This is a genomic window from Candidatus Diapherotrites archaeon, assembly GCA_040755695.1.
Classification (GTDB): domain Archaea; phylum Iainarchaeota; class Iainarchaeia; order Iainarchaeales; family 1-14-0-10-31-34; genus JBFMAK01.
Window position 1 is genome coordinate 296,444 of record JBFMAK010000001.1, and the last position, 13,517, is coordinate 309,960.

At 38.3% G+C, this 13,517-nt stretch carries 12 protein-coding genes and 1 tRNA gene; 4 read left to right on the forward strand and 9 right to left on the reverse strand.

Features of this window, described 5'->3' with window-relative positions; translation table 11 throughout:
* The first annotated feature begins 64 nt into the window (after window positions 1–64).
* A tRNA-Asn gene (locus AB1467_01775) sits at window positions 65–139 on the forward strand.
* A 7-nt stretch (window positions 140–146) separates the two neighbouring features.
* Here the strand turns inward: AB1467_01775 and AB1467_01780 are convergent.
* Window positions 147–743: a hypothetical protein gene (locus AB1467_01780; GenBank protein ID MEW6295006.1), complete on the reverse strand. Its 597-nt coding sequence runs from the start codon at window positions 741–743 to the stop codon at window positions 147–149.
* Between the two features lie 92 nt (window positions 744–835).
* Between AB1467_01780 and AB1467_01785 the strand changes: the two genes are divergently transcribed.
* On the forward strand, window positions 836–2,416 hold the full coding sequence (locus AB1467_01785; GenBank protein ID MEW6295007.1) for a hypothetical protein: 1,581 nt from the start codon (window positions 836–838) through the stop codon (window positions 2,414–2,416).
* A gap of 4 nt (window positions 2,417–2,420) precedes the next feature.
* Here the strand turns inward: AB1467_01785 and AB1467_01790 are convergent, their stop codons facing one another.
* Genes AB1467_01790 through AB1467_01805 form a run of 4 tightly spaced genes read right to left on the reverse strand, consistent with a single transcriptional unit; the run spans window position 2,421 to window position 8,942 of the window.
* Window positions 2,421–4,838 (reverse strand): CARDB domain-containing protein, encoded by a 2,418-nt coding sequence (locus AB1467_01790; GenBank protein MEW6295008.1) that lies wholly within the window; start codon window positions 4,836–4,838, stop codon window positions 2,421–2,423.
* Window positions 4,835–6,091 (reverse strand): hypothetical protein, encoded by a 1,257-nt coding sequence (locus tag AB1467_01795; GenBank protein MEW6295009.1) that lies wholly within the window; start codon window positions 6,089–6,091, stop codon window positions 4,835–4,837. The genes AB1467_01790 and AB1467_01795 overlap by 4 nt, the downstream gene beginning before the upstream one ends.
* Entirely contained in the window at window positions 6,088–8,070 is a 1,983-nt protein-coding gene (locus AB1467_01800) for a choice-of-anchor X domain-containing protein (GenBank protein ID MEW6295010.1), read from the reverse strand. Before AB1467_01800 ends, AB1467_01795 begins: the two co-directional genes overlap by 4 nt.
* Window positions 8,067–8,942: an ATPase domain-containing protein gene (locus AB1467_01805; protein MEW6295011.1), complete on the reverse strand. Its 876-nt coding sequence runs from the start codon at window positions 8,940–8,942 to the stop codon at window positions 8,067–8,069. Before AB1467_01805 ends, AB1467_01800 begins: the two co-directional genes overlap by 4 nt.
* A gap of 172 nt (window positions 8,943–9,114) precedes the next feature.
* Between AB1467_01805 and AB1467_01810 the strand changes: the two genes are divergently transcribed.
* On the forward strand, window positions 9,115–10,269 hold the full coding sequence (locus AB1467_01810; GenBank protein MEW6295012.1) for a TraB/GumN family protein: 1,155 nt from the start codon (window positions 9,115–9,117) through the stop codon (window positions 10,267–10,269).
* 8 nt (window positions 10,270–10,277) lie between these two features.
* Here AB1467_01810 and metG read toward each other — a convergent pair whose 3' ends face one another.
* Genes metG through AB1467_01825 form a run of 3 tightly spaced genes read right to left on the reverse strand, consistent with a single transcriptional unit; the run spans window position 10,278 to window position 11,515 of the window.
* Window positions 10,278–10,607 (reverse strand): methionine--tRNA ligase subunit beta, encoded by a 330-nt coding sequence (metG, locus tag AB1467_01815; protein MEW6295013.1) that lies wholly within the window; start codon window positions 10,605–10,607, stop codon window positions 10,278–10,280.
* The gene (locus AB1467_01820) at window positions 10,604–10,837 is read right to left on the reverse strand and encodes a hypothetical protein (GenBank protein MEW6295014.1); all 234 of its coding nucleotides are present in this window, start codon (window positions 10,835–10,837) and stop codon (window positions 10,604–10,606) included. The genes metG and AB1467_01820 overlap by 4 nt, the downstream gene beginning before the upstream one ends.
* Before the next feature lie 9 nt (window positions 10,838–10,846).
* Window positions 10,847–11,515, reverse strand: a complete 669-nt coding sequence (locus AB1467_01825; protein ID MEW6295015.1) for a PHP domain-containing protein — start codon at window positions 11,513–11,515, stop codon at window positions 10,847–10,849.
* Window positions 11,516–11,594: 79 nt separating this feature from the next.
* Between AB1467_01825 and AB1467_01830 the strand changes: the two genes are divergently transcribed.
* A complete protein-coding gene (locus AB1467_01830) occupies window positions 11,595–13,025 on the forward strand; it encodes an ATP-binding protein (protein MEW6295016.1) in 1,431 nt (476 codons plus the stop codon).
* Here AB1467_01830 and AB1467_01835 read toward each other — a convergent pair.
* Window positions 13,022–13,516: a S26 family signal peptidase gene (locus AB1467_01835; GenBank protein MEW6295017.1), complete on the reverse strand. Its 495-nt coding sequence runs from the start codon at window positions 13,514–13,516 to the stop codon at window positions 13,022–13,024. The genes AB1467_01830 and AB1467_01835 overlap by 4 nt on opposite strands.
* Between the last annotated feature and the right edge of the window lies 1 nt (window position 13,517).

A 13,517-nucleotide genomic window follows, 5' to 3' on the forward strand; every position in this document is an offset into this window, starting at 1 on the left:
GGATTTAACTTGAATTGAGTAGCCCGCAGAATTTTCTATTTTCTTTAATTAAAAAACTTTTTTTAGGCGGGTAGTCTAATTGGCATAGGATCTCGGGCTGTTGACCCGAAGGATGAGAGTTCGAGCCTCTCCCCGCCAGTTCTTCCCTAAATTTTCCTGTAGTATCTTCTTACAGCTTCATCTATGAGCATTTGCGCGTGAGCCTTTATTTTATAATGTTCTTCTATGCTGATTTCTTGTTCTGTTGCCATATTTTTTTTTGTGTAATACTCATAAAGCAATAAAATTAGCGCATGCAATTCTTTTGGGTCAAGTTTCTCGCAGACATCCCTGAGCCTTTCAGGAAGCCTTTCAAGCGGGTGAAGTTGTTCGTCCTGAAGGGCTTCAATGTTTTCGGCTAATTCCTCGTAATCTTTTGCTTCAACCTCGAATTCGCCTCTCTTTTGTTTAATTACGATTTTGGCCTTTTCCTTTAATTTTTTTATTCTGTCTAATGCTTCATCTGCCTCTCTTTCTCTTTCTTTTTCTTTTGACTGCGCCCTGAAAAATTTTTCTCTTTGTCTCATGAGTTCTGCCTGCTCTGGCGTCAGATGCATTCTTTCTTCAGGTTTTGCCCTGAATTCAATTCTCCTTCCAGCCGTATTCCTATTTGTTTGGTGCCATGCTGGAATTCTCCTGGTTGCAGGAATTCCCCTTTGAATTATTGAAGGCCTTTTTTTTGGCGGGGCATGAACTGCAGGCATAATTTATTGAGGGAGCTCTGATTTTTTAATTGTAATTGATTTTTGCCTGATTAAAGCAAAAATTTTAATTCACTAAAGTCTTTAATTAATGCATGATTGAAGAATTGGGCGAAAAGGTCTATTTGCACAAGAAAGCGCTTTCTGTAATATGTATTGCACTGCTTTCCTTCCTTCTTTTCTTCTCTCCTCATTTTTTTTATCCCCTGCCTTTCCATTCAGAGGAATACGATCATGTAAGGCTTGCGCGTTCTCTTGAAGGAAAAGACAGCACTAAAATTCAATTGGGAAACAATTGGGAGATTGGATTCAGTGTATTCCTGCGCTCTCTGGACGAATTGAGCGGGCGAAGGTTATTGGGGGAATCAATTTTTCTTCCTGCAGTCATTGCATTCCTTTTAGGCTTGAGTGCGTTCATTTTCATGAGGTTCCTGTTTAATAGCGAATTGATTGCATTCCTTTCTGCAGTTATTGTCTTGGCCCTTAAAAGCGATGTAACTTTAATGGGGTTGAATTTCATGGCGCCTACTGCTCTAGGCCTTATGCTGACTGCAGTCCTGTTGTATTTTTTTGTGCGTTCAACTGAGAGCAGGAAGTTCTTCTTCCTCTTGCTGCCATTGTTTGCTTTCACTGCATTAGTGCACCCTGCCTTTATAACATTGTTCATTGTTTCTGCTGTATTGTATTTTATTTTTGACCCTAAGTACTTCAAGAGGAACCAGCTCAAGATAATGATTGCATTGCTGATAATTTTTCTTATAATTCCTTTCTTTTCCTCGCGGCTGGGGGAACAGTACTGGGTGAAGCCTTTGGATTATTCCATTGACTCAATCAAGGCATTTTATTTCAATGCATTGAATGCATTGACCTTTGAGTCGATTTACTGGTTCAAGCCGAGCCTTAATTTCATTGATTTCTTGGGCCTTCCATTGCTTGCCTTGGGGGCATTAGGATTGTCTGCAGTGATAATTTCTTTTGCAGCAAGGTTTCTTGGAAGAAAGCAGGCCTTATTGGAGTTCAGGAGAGAGCAATTAATCCTTGTTTTGTATGCTTTCGTATGCCTTGCCTTTTATTCTTACTATCAATTGAAAGGAAAAATTTTTCTTGCGCCTTACGAGAGAATGTTTTTGATTGCATCCCTTCTCTTGCTGTTTTTTTCTGCCACAGGCATTTGCCTTGTCTTCTCTGCCCTAAAAAAATTGGTGTATTACATTGACATCAATTTTTTTGCGCGGAGGGTTTTCTTCCTGTTTATTTCTCTCGTCGTGCTTGCCGTAATTCTTTCCGCCCTGCTCTCTTCCTCAGAGCACTTGCAGGAGAGCCTGTACCAGAACATTAAATTGGATGGCATTTCAGGCATTGAATGGCTTAAGAATAATTCTTCACCTAATGATTCAATTGTCGCCAGCCCCTGGAATTCACTTCCAATAAATTTTTTTGCTGAAAGAAATATTTTTTCTACCCCGCAGACAAGGGCTGGCCAGGGCAGCGCTTACGGCATAAAGGAATTCTTTGAGGCAGAGTGCGAGGATAAGGCAGTTCAGATGAAGCAGGAATTCAATTCAAGGATTGTGTTTGTGGATAAGGCAGAAAAGGGCTTGAATTGCACTCCATTCGAAAAAATGTATGAAGAGGACAATTACAGCATTTATTTTATAAGGGGCTTCAGTAATTAAAAAATTAGATTTTGAGCTTGAATGTCTCTTTTCCTTCTTGCCCTCTTAATTTTTTCTTTTTTTCTTTTACGTAAAAGGAGATTAGCAGCAGGAATATTATTTCAATCACAATCAATGCAACAAAATAGGAGAGGTCTTTCATTACGTAAATGTATAGTGGAATAAAAAAGAATATTAAAGCCAGGCATAATGCTATTAGGGAGCTCCTCTCTTTTTTTCCTGTTGTTCTTTCAACCATTTCCCTTGTTTTTATGTATGACAGGAATGCAACGCCCAGGGCCATGAGTATTACAACTGGAATTAAAGGCATTTCTTTTTCTGCTTTTTCCCCGAAAAGCATTTTCAGCATTTGAATTTCTTCGCCTTCCCCTAATAAAATTGTACTAAAAGAAGATGTAATTATTATTCCATTGTTTGAGGTTCTTATTTCATATAAACCTTGTTCTGAAGGCTTTATTTTTATCAGGCCCTCGCTGTCTGTAAGGAATTTCTCTATTTTTTTTGAGGGCGTAATGACTTCAACTTGAGCATTCCCTTGCGCTCCAAGGAAGGGATGTGAGAGCTCAATTATCTGCTCTTGGCCAACTGAAATTTCTTTTTTCATTGAATTAAGGTTCATGGTCCCCTTTATTTCTTCCAGGTTTATGCTTGTTTTCTTTTCTGCTTTCTGTTCAAGGCCTTGGGAAAGCCTTTTGTCGTCTTTTTTGGGGTAGAAGGAAATCTTTATTTTGGCTGAATTGTTTGCCAGGTTTTTTTCCTGTATTGTTCCAGTGCAGTTTGCCTTGAATTCTATTTCATATTCTGAGTCCTTCATTTCTAGGGCTAGGGGGTCAAAGAGTATGCCTGAATCTTCTTTTCCATAGAGGCTCATGAGGTTTCCTTTGAAGAAGAGCCTCGACTGGTAGTATAATGGAAGTTCTTTGTATTGGTTGTCTGCAATAAAAGAATAAGAGTTAAATGAACCGTACTTCTCCAAAAAATCAAGGTAGTTTGCTGTCTCTTTTATTTCTGTCTTCAAGTTTTCATTGAAGCCGAAGTAGAGTTTTGCTGAATAATAGTTCTGGCCTGTTATGACCGCGCATAAATCTGCTTCCTTGAATACTTCGTTATAAGTTGAATCTTTTGCAGGTATTGCCCTTACCTTTATTGGGGCAATGAAGTATCCGGGCTTTGGGCTGGCTGAAAGGAAGAAGGTGTTTTCTGAAGGGCTTTCAGGCTCAATTACAGGCGCGATTATCTGGTTTTTCTCCAGCAGTATTTGCTGGACTGGCTCAATTATGAAATCAGGGTATAAGCCTCTCACAATTACCTTTGCTTCTGCCTTGTTGTCGTTTTCGTTTGATTCATTTAAGTCATTTAATGCGTCTGCAAAGGCAGTAAATTTTACTTCCCCTGAGTAATTGAGGGCACTTAAATTAAAGCTTTCTTCTATTTCTGCTCCTGCGTCAATTTTTTCTGTTATGTCTCTTGACTCAATCAAGCTTTCATCATCAAATAAATAGAGTTTGAATGGCTCCCCTGAAAAAATGGTGCCTGAATTCTTTATTTTTACTTTTAATGGAACTGTTTCTTCATAGTTGTAGTTTTCTTTTTCCAGTTCAATTTCTGTTTCAAGGTTCGGCTTTGAATAAATTGAAGGGTTGGGCTTAAGGTCAATGCCTTTTGTTGCTGTATTGTTGTTTTCGAATAATTCTTCTATTGTGTTGTTTTCGTCAACCCAAATAAGCAGAGAATATTTTCCTGGCTCAAGGTTCACTGCATTGAAGTCAAAGCTTATTTTCTTTTCTTGTCCTGGATCAAGTATATCGATTTTTCCTTCAAAGATTTTCCTTTTAATTTCAGCTGAAACAAGATAAGCTGAAAGGAGTATGTTTTCTGCGTCAGTCAGCCCTGCATTTGACACATTAAAATCTACTTTTACGTTGTCTCCGATCATTGGTTCTTCGGGCTGGGTTTTTACTGAGTCTTGGGGGATTAGCAGGTCAGGCTTTTTTGATATCACTTGAATTAAAGAGCTTTTTGTTACATAATCAATTATATTGTCTGAACTGTCAATCATTGCAATTTTTGTTTTGTAGGTGCCGTCTGTTGCCTGCGACTCAATTCCACAGGAGTCTGTTATTATTGTGCTCACTGTTATTCTCTTGCAGATTTTTCCTCCATAGGTGTATTCTTCTACCCAGTCATTCAAGTAAACCTTTTTTGTGCAAACCGAATTCTGGTAATTCATGTCAGAGTAAATATCTATGATGTAGCCTTTCGGGCAGTAGGTTGAGTAATCAAAAGAAATTGTCACAGGGTCGCCTGGAGAAATAACTTCTTCCTCCGGGCCTGAAATTGTTACGGCTGCAGAAGAATAATTAATTATAATCAAAAATAAAAATAAGATGGCCGGAACCAAAAAAATTTTTTTCTCTTTCATGCGATCTCCTGCTTTTTTGCCAGGTCCTGAAGTCTTTCTTCGATCTGGTCTAATTCCAACTCATAGTTTTCTGATTGCTGGTAGAATATCTGTCTTGAAATCAACTGCTTGTTGAAGTAATCGTCCTGCAATTTCTTCTTCAATTCAACCAATTTCCTTTTCCTTCTCTGCAGCCTTATTTTATCAATGAAAATTCTTGCCTCTTTCACTGAAAGATAGGAAATGTATATTATGAATAGGGCTGGGAATATAAAAAATATAGCGTTCTGCTGCAGTATAAAGTACCAGTATCCCAGTGGATTCAAGTTTAAGGTAGTTTTCCCTTTGTTGCCGAACTGGTCTCCTGCCCTGATTTCTATTGTCAAGAGTTCGTTCTTTAGATTGTAGGAGGCAATTTCAGCCCAGTAAAAGCCTTTTGTTTTGTTTAAGTCAATGTCCTGTTCTTTTCCATAAGAAAACTTCACTGTCGCATTCTTTGGGCTTGAGCCGTCAGGGTAGACTGCATCAAGTTCAATTCTTATTGGGCTGCCGTAAATGAAATCGTTTCCAATAGGCTTTCTTATTTCAAGGTCTATTGCCGCGGGCTCTATATTGATTGGAAGGGATTGTTCGCCCCCGTGGAATTTGTCCGAGACAAGTGCCTGTGCAATAACTGTTATTTCTGCTTGGCCTGTCAGGGCATCAGGCTTAATATAATAATTTAGGTCTCTGAGGGAATAAATTCCATTTCCTACAAAGGAAAGCCTGTTCTTTCTGCCTTCAAGGTCCCAGTAATAGGCTTCAGCATTGCTTACAGGAATTCCTGCGTCTGTTATTTCAACTGAAATATTAAGGGAGGAAGTCCTTATGTATGTAGTTGAGGAAGGACTCAAGAATTTTATTTTAAGGAACTGGCAGTAATTCTTTCCTGGTTCAGGGGAAGAACTAACATAAATTTTTTTTGTTTCTGTGGTATTAGCATCCCTTACAGTCAAAAGCCATTCTCCTTCAGGATCAAGGCATGAGATATTGTAGGTGAAGGAATAGAATTCTTTTATTCCAGGGCCTGCCTTAAGGCTTCTTATCTCTTTGTTTCCTTTTGTGCCTGTAATGTTTAATTCCGCAAATTCTACTGCCTGCCCTTCAATTTTTATTTGGTCGCCTTTGAAGTATGTTTTATTGTCTGTCTGGATCGTGAGGGAATTAATTCCGGGAATTATAAAAGTAATAAATAAAAGGAATAAAGCAAGTGCAAAAAATTTTTCTGCCTTCATTCTTTCTTCTCCTTTGCCTTCTTTTTTACTGTGAACAGGCCCTCAAATTCTTCTTCTCCTTTCTCTGGCATTCCTTTTCTTTCTTTTTTCTTTTTTTCAACCTTAAAGATTGGAGGTAAGGGTTCCTCTCGTGTAATTTCTTCTACTGTTTCCGGGGCCTCTCTTCCTTCTTCTTTTTTGCCTTTGAATGCAGTGATTGCTGCCTCTATCTCCCTTATCTCTGATGTGTATTGGTTGAGTAAGGCATAATATTCTTCAGTGCTTAAAGCGCCCTTATTGAAGTATTTGTCTTGCAGTTCAAGCCTTAATTTGTTTAATTCATCCCTTCTTTTCTCTAAAGAGCTGAGTCTTGTAAGCCTGTGCCTCACAATAAAAGCAATTGCTATAGCAAAGATGACCCCGAAAACCAGTGCATATAAAATCAGGGGATTTGTCCTGAAGAAATAATCCAAGCCGTATTCTCCGCTTACCTGGACATAAAGTTTTTCTTCTTCTGAGTTGCCGAACTGGTCTTCTGCCTTGACCTGCACTTCAATCCTGTTGTTTTTCACCATGTTTGTGTCTGCGTTGACTGAGAAATAATAATAGCCTTCCTCCCTTTCTGATGTTTCAATGTTTTTGTCGTTTGCAGTTACAATAAGGTTTGCTCCTGTCAAAGGCTTTGAGCCCCCGTATGTTATTCTGAGCTTGAAGTTTATTGTTTCCCCTAAAGCAAAAATTGTTTTTGTGGGCTCAATCTTGTCAATAATAATTGGTGCGTTAATTACATTTATCTGCACGGCCTTTGAGCCTGCGAAAGTGAAATAATTTATGTCCTTGTGCGCCAGGAATTCAATTGACTGCTGTCCTAATTCAAAATCAATTGGGACAACAAAGCTGAGGAGATACTGCCCTGAGCCTTTTTCTTCCAGCCTTTCAGTTTGATTGTTTGAGAAGAGGGCTTTCACTTCAGCCCCTTTTACAGGCTCTCCTTCCCTGGATACATTCACAAGAATTTTTATTTCATCCCCTCTTGATGCAATAAAGCTTGAAACAGAAATTATGTTCATGTCAAGCGAAGGCGTAATTGCTTCTTTTGAAACATAAACAGTTTTCTGGAATAATCCCTCGTTGCCGTAATAGTCTTTTCCTGAGGCCTGGATAAGCCATTCGCCTTCAGGTTGATTGAGACTTGTGTGCTCAGAGAAGGAAAAAAAGCCGTTTTCATCTGAATTGCTTTTGTCTTCTAAAACAAGGTTATTTTTTGCAATAAGGCTCAGGCTCATTATTGTTTTTATTGGGGCGCCCCTTTTTTTGAGGGTGCCTGAAATTTTGATCAGGTCTCCCAATAAATAAAAATTTTTGTCCGCTGAAGCATCCATTTCAAGCACAGGGCTTATATTTAAATCGAAGTTCTTTGTGGTGCTTGCCCCAAGCATTTCAGCGTAAAGGATTGAAGCATAAACGCCTTTTGCAGCGCTTGCAGGAACTGCAAAAGAAAAAGCATAAATTGCATCGTTTGCCTTGCTGTCTGAGTGGTTGCCGTCATCATAGAGGGTGAAGTCCCCAAGGGCAGTCCTTGCAACCACATTTGCCTTGGAAGTCAATGCGCCGTCAGCCTTTACTTTTGCCTTGAAGGTCAATTGGTCTCCGTACATGAAGGAATCACTGCTTACAGGAGAGATTAATTCAACTGAAATCTCTTTTGGAGGGCAGTCAGAGGCGCAGTTGGAATAGTTTTCCCCTGACTCGCAGATGTGGTTGCCGCAGCAGAAATAGGTTATTGTGGGCCTGCATAATCCTGTGGCGCAGGAGTAGACCTCGCATGCAGAGCCTGGGACAGAGCCTTTGCATTCACCGCAGTCTGCAGGGCAGGTGCATTTGTCTTCGCCTGAATCGCAGACTCCATTGGTGTTGCAGGCTGCATGGGCATAATTAAACAAAAGCACAAAAGAAATTAATACAATTAAAATCAAGCAAATTTTAGGAAAAGAATTCATTTCCTTACACCTATTTCCTCTAATGCAGTTTTGCTTGCATCATATTCTATTGCAATCCCTTTTGGCGTAATATTGTAAGGTACTAGAGTTTTGACATGATTAGAGCACCTGAGCTTTAAGATTTCAAGCATTCTCTTCCTTGTCATTCCAACCTTTACATTGTAAAGAACAATTACGCCGTCTGCAAGAAATTCCTCTATTCCAGTCCTACTGTAAATTCCAGGGTCCTGCTCTGTTTCAGAGATAATGAAATTGATTGAGTCATACTGGTTCAAGGAATCAAACATGTGCTTTATGTAGTAACGGTAATTCTCAGTATTTCCCATGAATGCAACGCTCAACGCAGAAAGGCTGTCAACCACAATCTTGTCTGGAACAAAAGGAAGCTCCAATTGCTCTACCTGAATGAGCAATGCGCGCCTCTGCTTTACAAGAGAGGCTTCAACGCTCCTGGCAATCTTGAAAGGGTTGATTCTAAGTATTGCCAGCCTGTCTAATTTCTCAAACTTCTCTAGGTCCCAGCCGAAATTAACGCGCATATGCCTCTTAATCTTTTCATCTGACTCCTCGAACAGGATGTACACTGCCTTCTCCCCTGCCAAAAGGCCATTATAAATGGACTGCATTGCAAAAGTGCTTTTTCCTGTCCCGCAGCCCCCTGAAAGCAGGAAATTAGTGCCTTTTTCTACTCCTCCCTTCTCAATCAATTTATCAAAATCACTCACCCTGACTGGGACAAAAGGAACATCATAAGTAGGCCTTCTTGCAGCCCTTTCCTCAAGAAGCTCTTCTGCCTCGCCTCCAAAGACTTCTTCCTCTTTTTCTCTTTCCTCAGGTATTCCTCCAACCCCAAACTTAATCCCAAAAGGCATGCCTAAATTAGGCCTTAACTCCTATTTAAACCTTTCCAGTCAGAATACAAAAAATATATAAAAAATATATAATGGAGCACGGCAAAGCAAAATGTGGTTATGTATACAAATTGGTTTAAATTCTAATTAATTTAAATTATTATTCTATTTAATTTTTTTGAAGGCCTTTTAATTGGAGCGAATTAAAGCCCACGGAAAGGAGGTAATCCTTGTAGGCACTGCGCACATCTCAAGGCAGAGCATTGAATTAGTGGAAAAAACAATTGAGGAAGAGAAGCCTGAAGTAGTGGGAATTGAATTGTGCGGGACAAGGCTCACCCAACTGCGCTCTGGAAGGAGATGGAGCGAGACAAACATCGGCCAAATAATCAAAGAAGGAAAAACCTACTTGTTCCTTGTAAATTTAATGCTTTCAAACCTCCAAAAACAGTTGGGCAAAAAGATGGGTGTAAGACCGGGAGCAGAAATGTTTGCTGCATACAAGATCGCCCAAAAACAAGGAATTCCAATTGCATTGCTGGACAGGGACATCCAGGTTACAATGCGCAGGACCTTCGCCCTTGTTGGCCTCAAAGAGAAAATAAAGCTTTTGCTCTCCATTATTGCAGGCTTCTTCTCTGAAAAAAAGGAAGTCACAGCAGAGCTCATAGAAAAATTAAAAACAAAAGACATGATGACTGAATTAATGGAGGAATTCATGCGCACTGCCCCTACACTAAAGAAAGTCCTTGTGGACGAAAGGGATGCCTTCATTGCAAACAAGATTCTTTCACTTAAAGAAAAAAAGATTTTGGCAGTAGTCGGGGCAGGCCATGTTAACGGAATAAAGCAATTGCTGCTCTCAGGGAAAAAAATAGATGAAGGGAAATTAATTGAAGTGCCCAAGAAAAAGTCTTTGGTAATGCCTTTGCTTAAGTGGGGTATACCTGCAGTATTTGTAATTTTATTCGGCTACGCCTTCTTTTTGAGGGGGGCTTCGCTTACAATTGAATTGTTTGCTTGGTGGTTCCTGATTACTGGAGCATTAAGCGCTTTAGGCGCACTTCTTGCGAGAGCCCATCCACTCTCAATTGCAACAGCATTCCTTGCAGCGCCTTTTACAACCCTTCATCCTGCTCTGGCTACAGGCTGGTTTGCTGGAGCAGTGGAATTAAAGGTGTGCAACCCAAAAGTAAAAGACTTCGAGGAATTAAAAGAACTTCAGTCCTTGGGCGACTTGTACAAGAACCAGGTAACGAGAATTCTGCTGGTCACAGCCCTGACAAATATTGGGGCAACAATAGGGGTAGTAATTGCCCTGCCCTACATTTTCTCTCTCTTGGGATAATTAGAATTTTATTCAACTTTTGTTCCAGCCTTTACTTTCCCGTCCACTGTCACAATGGAAATATTGTTGCCGTCCACTGCTGCAAGAAGCATTCCTTCTGAAGTGATCCCATCAAATTTTCTTGGTTCAAGGTTATTAACTACAACAATGTTTTTGCCTATTAATTCTTCTTTTTGATAAATTCCTTTTATTCCAGCCACCAAAGTTTTTTGAGTGCCCCCCACATCTACTGTTAGCTTGAATTGCCTGTCTTTTCTAGGGATGTCCTCAACACCCAAAATTTTTGCAGTCCTTAAATCCAGTTTCTTGAATTCATTAAAAGTAATTTTTTCGCTCACCTTTTCTGCCCCCTTTTAATTTTCTTTCTCTTTTTTGCAGTATTAAGTTTCTTCACATTAATTTTTACCGTGGAAGAATTAAAAGAGATTACTGCGGCCCGCTCCAGAAACCTCAAAGCCTTTTTTATCTTAATCCTCTTCAACCCAGTCTTCTTCTTAATTTTCCCGAATTCTACCTTCCTCCCGTTCTGCAGTTCAGCCAAGACCCTAAGGCAGTCGAGCAACTTCATTTTTTTCACTCACTCAGGTTTTATGATATTGTATTTCCTTACTCTGGTTTTAAGGTGGACAGCAAAAGAAGACTTCCTCCCGGAAATTCTTGTATGGTCTTTCCTTATAAGCCTTCTTGCGTCCTCAATTGAATCTGCTTTCACTTCAGTGAACGCATTCCCTATCTCTTCAGGGAAATGGGCGTCGCTTCCTGCAATTTTGGGAAGAGAATTCTTTTCAGCAAACCTTTCTGCTTTTTCATTGAATGAATTGAAATAACACCTTGAATTGAATGCTTCTATTGCGTCAACTTTTTTTGCCTTCACTGCCTCATTCAATTTCTTGAAGTTGTTCCTGAAGACATCAAAAGGGTGAGGCACTACAACAATTCCGCCTTGGGCCCTAATTTCTTCTATTGCCTCCATATAATTTTTTTTCTTTATTTTTTCAGTCAAAAATAATCCCATCAATTCCCCAACAAACTTTTTTCCTTCATAAACCTTTAATTCTTCCCCTTGAATCACTTTCACTCCGGCTTTTCTTCCAAGGGCATTCAATTCCTTCCATGCCTTTACTGAATCATGGTCTGTTACTGCAATCCCATCCAGTTTTTTTTCGAGTGCTTTCTCAATTATTGTTTTAGGCAGGTTTCCAGCATCCTTCGAGTAAAACGAGTGTACGTGCAAGTCTAGTTTCATGAAATGACCTCGCTGAAATTATTTTCGAGCAATATGTTTTTAAATGATTATATTTATAATCATTATAAAAATAATCATTATGGTATATATGAAGTTTTACGACCGCGAACAAGAATTAAGGGAAATGAAGCTGCTTAAAAAAAAGCAGCCTTCAATGTTAGTTATAACTGGGAGAAGGCGTGTCGGTAAAACAGAAATAATAAAAAGATTTTTAGCAAAAGAAAAAGGCATTTATTTTTTTGTAGATAACCAAAAATCAGAAAAAATGCTTTTAAGAGAATACAGCAAACAGCTTTTAGAATACTTTAATCTAAAAGAATACATTTCTATAGATTCATGGGAAAAGTTTTTGGAGCTTATTTTTGATTTAGCAAAAAAGAAAGACACAACAATCGCTTTTGACGAATTCCAAAGGTTTCTTCAAATAAATCCTTCTTTTATAAACCAGCTTCAAAAGTATTGGGATGTGCATAGAAATAAAATAAAATTATTTTTGGTTTTGAGTGGTTCAAGTATTGGAATGATGAGAAAAATATTTATTGAGCAAAAAGCGCCTTTATTTAAGAGGGCTCAAAACATATTGTTTGTTGAAATATTTGATTTCAAGACAATATACAGTATTCTAAATGATTTAGGGGTCACTAGTTTTAAAACAAAATTAGAGATTTATTCGTTTTTTGGGGGGGTCATATATTATTATACTTTATTAGATTATTATAATGTAAAAAACACTGATGATTTACTGGAAAAACTTATTTTAAGAAAAAATGCTCCACTAAAAAATGAGGTTAGAGATATTGTAATTGAATCTTTTGGAAAAGAGCATAAAACATATTATTCTATTTTGACCGCTGTAGCTTTAGGGAAAACAACAAAAAAAGAGATATGCGATTTTGTTGACGTAAAAGAAACTTCTTTGTCCCATTATCTTTACGACTTAATGAATATACTTAATGTAGTGAATTATGATGTGCCGGTAACGGAAGAAAAACCTTGGAGGTCAAAGAAAGGGCATTATTTCTTAAAAGACAATTTCTTTAAGTTCTGGTTTAAATTCATTTTCAGAAACATGAGCTACTATGAAATAGGAAATTATGATTATATTCTTGAAAAAATAAAAATTGAATTGAATTCATTTGTAGGAAAAAATTTTGAGGAAGTATGTAAAGAGTTTTTGGTTGAATTGAACAAACAAAAGAAACTTCCTTTTGTATTTTCAAAGATAGGGAACTGGCTTGACAGAAAAGGCAATGAAATAGATTTGGTGGCGTTGAGTGATAGGCATGAAATATTGTTTGCTGAATGCAAGTGGCAGGACAAGAAGGTTGGTTTAAAAGAATTGTTCAGATTAAAAGAAAAGGCAAAGCAGGTTCAATGGCACGGTAAGTATAGAAAAGAATATTTTGCATTGTTCAGTAAGGCGGGGTTCGAGAGAAACTGCTTGAGTTACTGTAAAAAAAATAAGGTAATGGCTTTTGACCTTAAACACTTAAACAAGGTTTTCTCTTAATGTAGTGGTACTAAAAGAGCTGGGTTTGTTATTCTAATCAGCGCTGGCCTGAAAAGCCTCTGCCATAAGCCCTTTTTATCACAAAAAATTTTTTTTGTTGAAAGCCTCTTGTAAAAGAAAGTGAATAATGTTCCTTGAATTAAGGAAAATAGTGCAATCAATTTGTTCAATTGCTTTAAAGGAAATTCTTTCATTTTTCTTCCATTCAACTCGACAATTTTTCCCACAACCTTTTTCGCTTCAACTGGCCCGTCAAAGAACAAATGGTTGTCGCCTTTTGTAATAAGATAAAAATTGATGCCATTATTTCTTCTTCCCAGAAATCTGTGGGCAATAAGTTTTCCTCTTTGCCTGAAAACAATAATGTCACCAAATTCTGGTTTACTTGAATTAAAATATATCTTTGTTGCAGTGAAGGTTTTTGCTGTTGGTGCCATGCTGTTCCCAGTTACAACAAAAGAATTCTTTCCAGAAAAATATTTTTCTTTCATC

Coding starts and splice junctions, on each gene's coding strand:
- AB1467_01780 (MEW6295006.1), bottom strand. CDS start 743: ATGCCTGCAGTTCATGCCCCGCCAAAAAAAAGGCCTTCAATAATTCAA.
- AB1467_01795 (MEW6295009.1), bottom strand. CDS start 6,091: ATGAAGGCAGAAAAATTTTTTGCACTTGCTTTATTCCTTTTATTTATT.
- AB1467_01800 (MEW6295010.1), bottom strand. CDS start 8,070: ATGAATTCTTTTCCTAAAATTTGCTTGATTTTAATTGTATTAATTTCT.
- AB1467_01825 (MEW6295015.1), bottom strand. CDS start 11,515: ATGAAACTAGACTTGCACGTACACTCGTTTTACTCGAAGGATGCTGGA.
- AB1467_01830 (MEW6295016.1), top strand. CDS start 11,595: ATGGTATATATGAAGTTTTACGACCGCGAACAAGAATTAAGGGAAATG.
- AB1467_01820 (MEW6295014.1), bottom strand. CDS start 10,837: ATGAAGTTGCTCGACTGCCTTAGGGTCTTGGCTGAACTGCAGAACGGG.
- AB1467_01835 (MEW6295017.1), bottom strand. CDS start 13,516: ATGAAAGAAAAATATTTTTCTGGAAAGAATTCTTTTGTTGTAACTGGG.
- AB1467_01785 (MEW6295007.1), top strand. CDS start 836: ATGATTGAAGAATTGGGCGAAAAGGTCTATTTGCACAAGAAAGCGCTT.
- AB1467_01790 (MEW6295008.1), bottom strand. CDS start 4,838: ATGAAAGAGAAAAAAATTTTTTTGGTTCCGGCCATCTTATTTTTATTT.
- AB1467_01805 (MEW6295011.1), bottom strand. CDS start 8,942: ATGCCTTTTGGGATTAAGTTTGGGGTTGGAGGAATACCTGAGGAAAGA.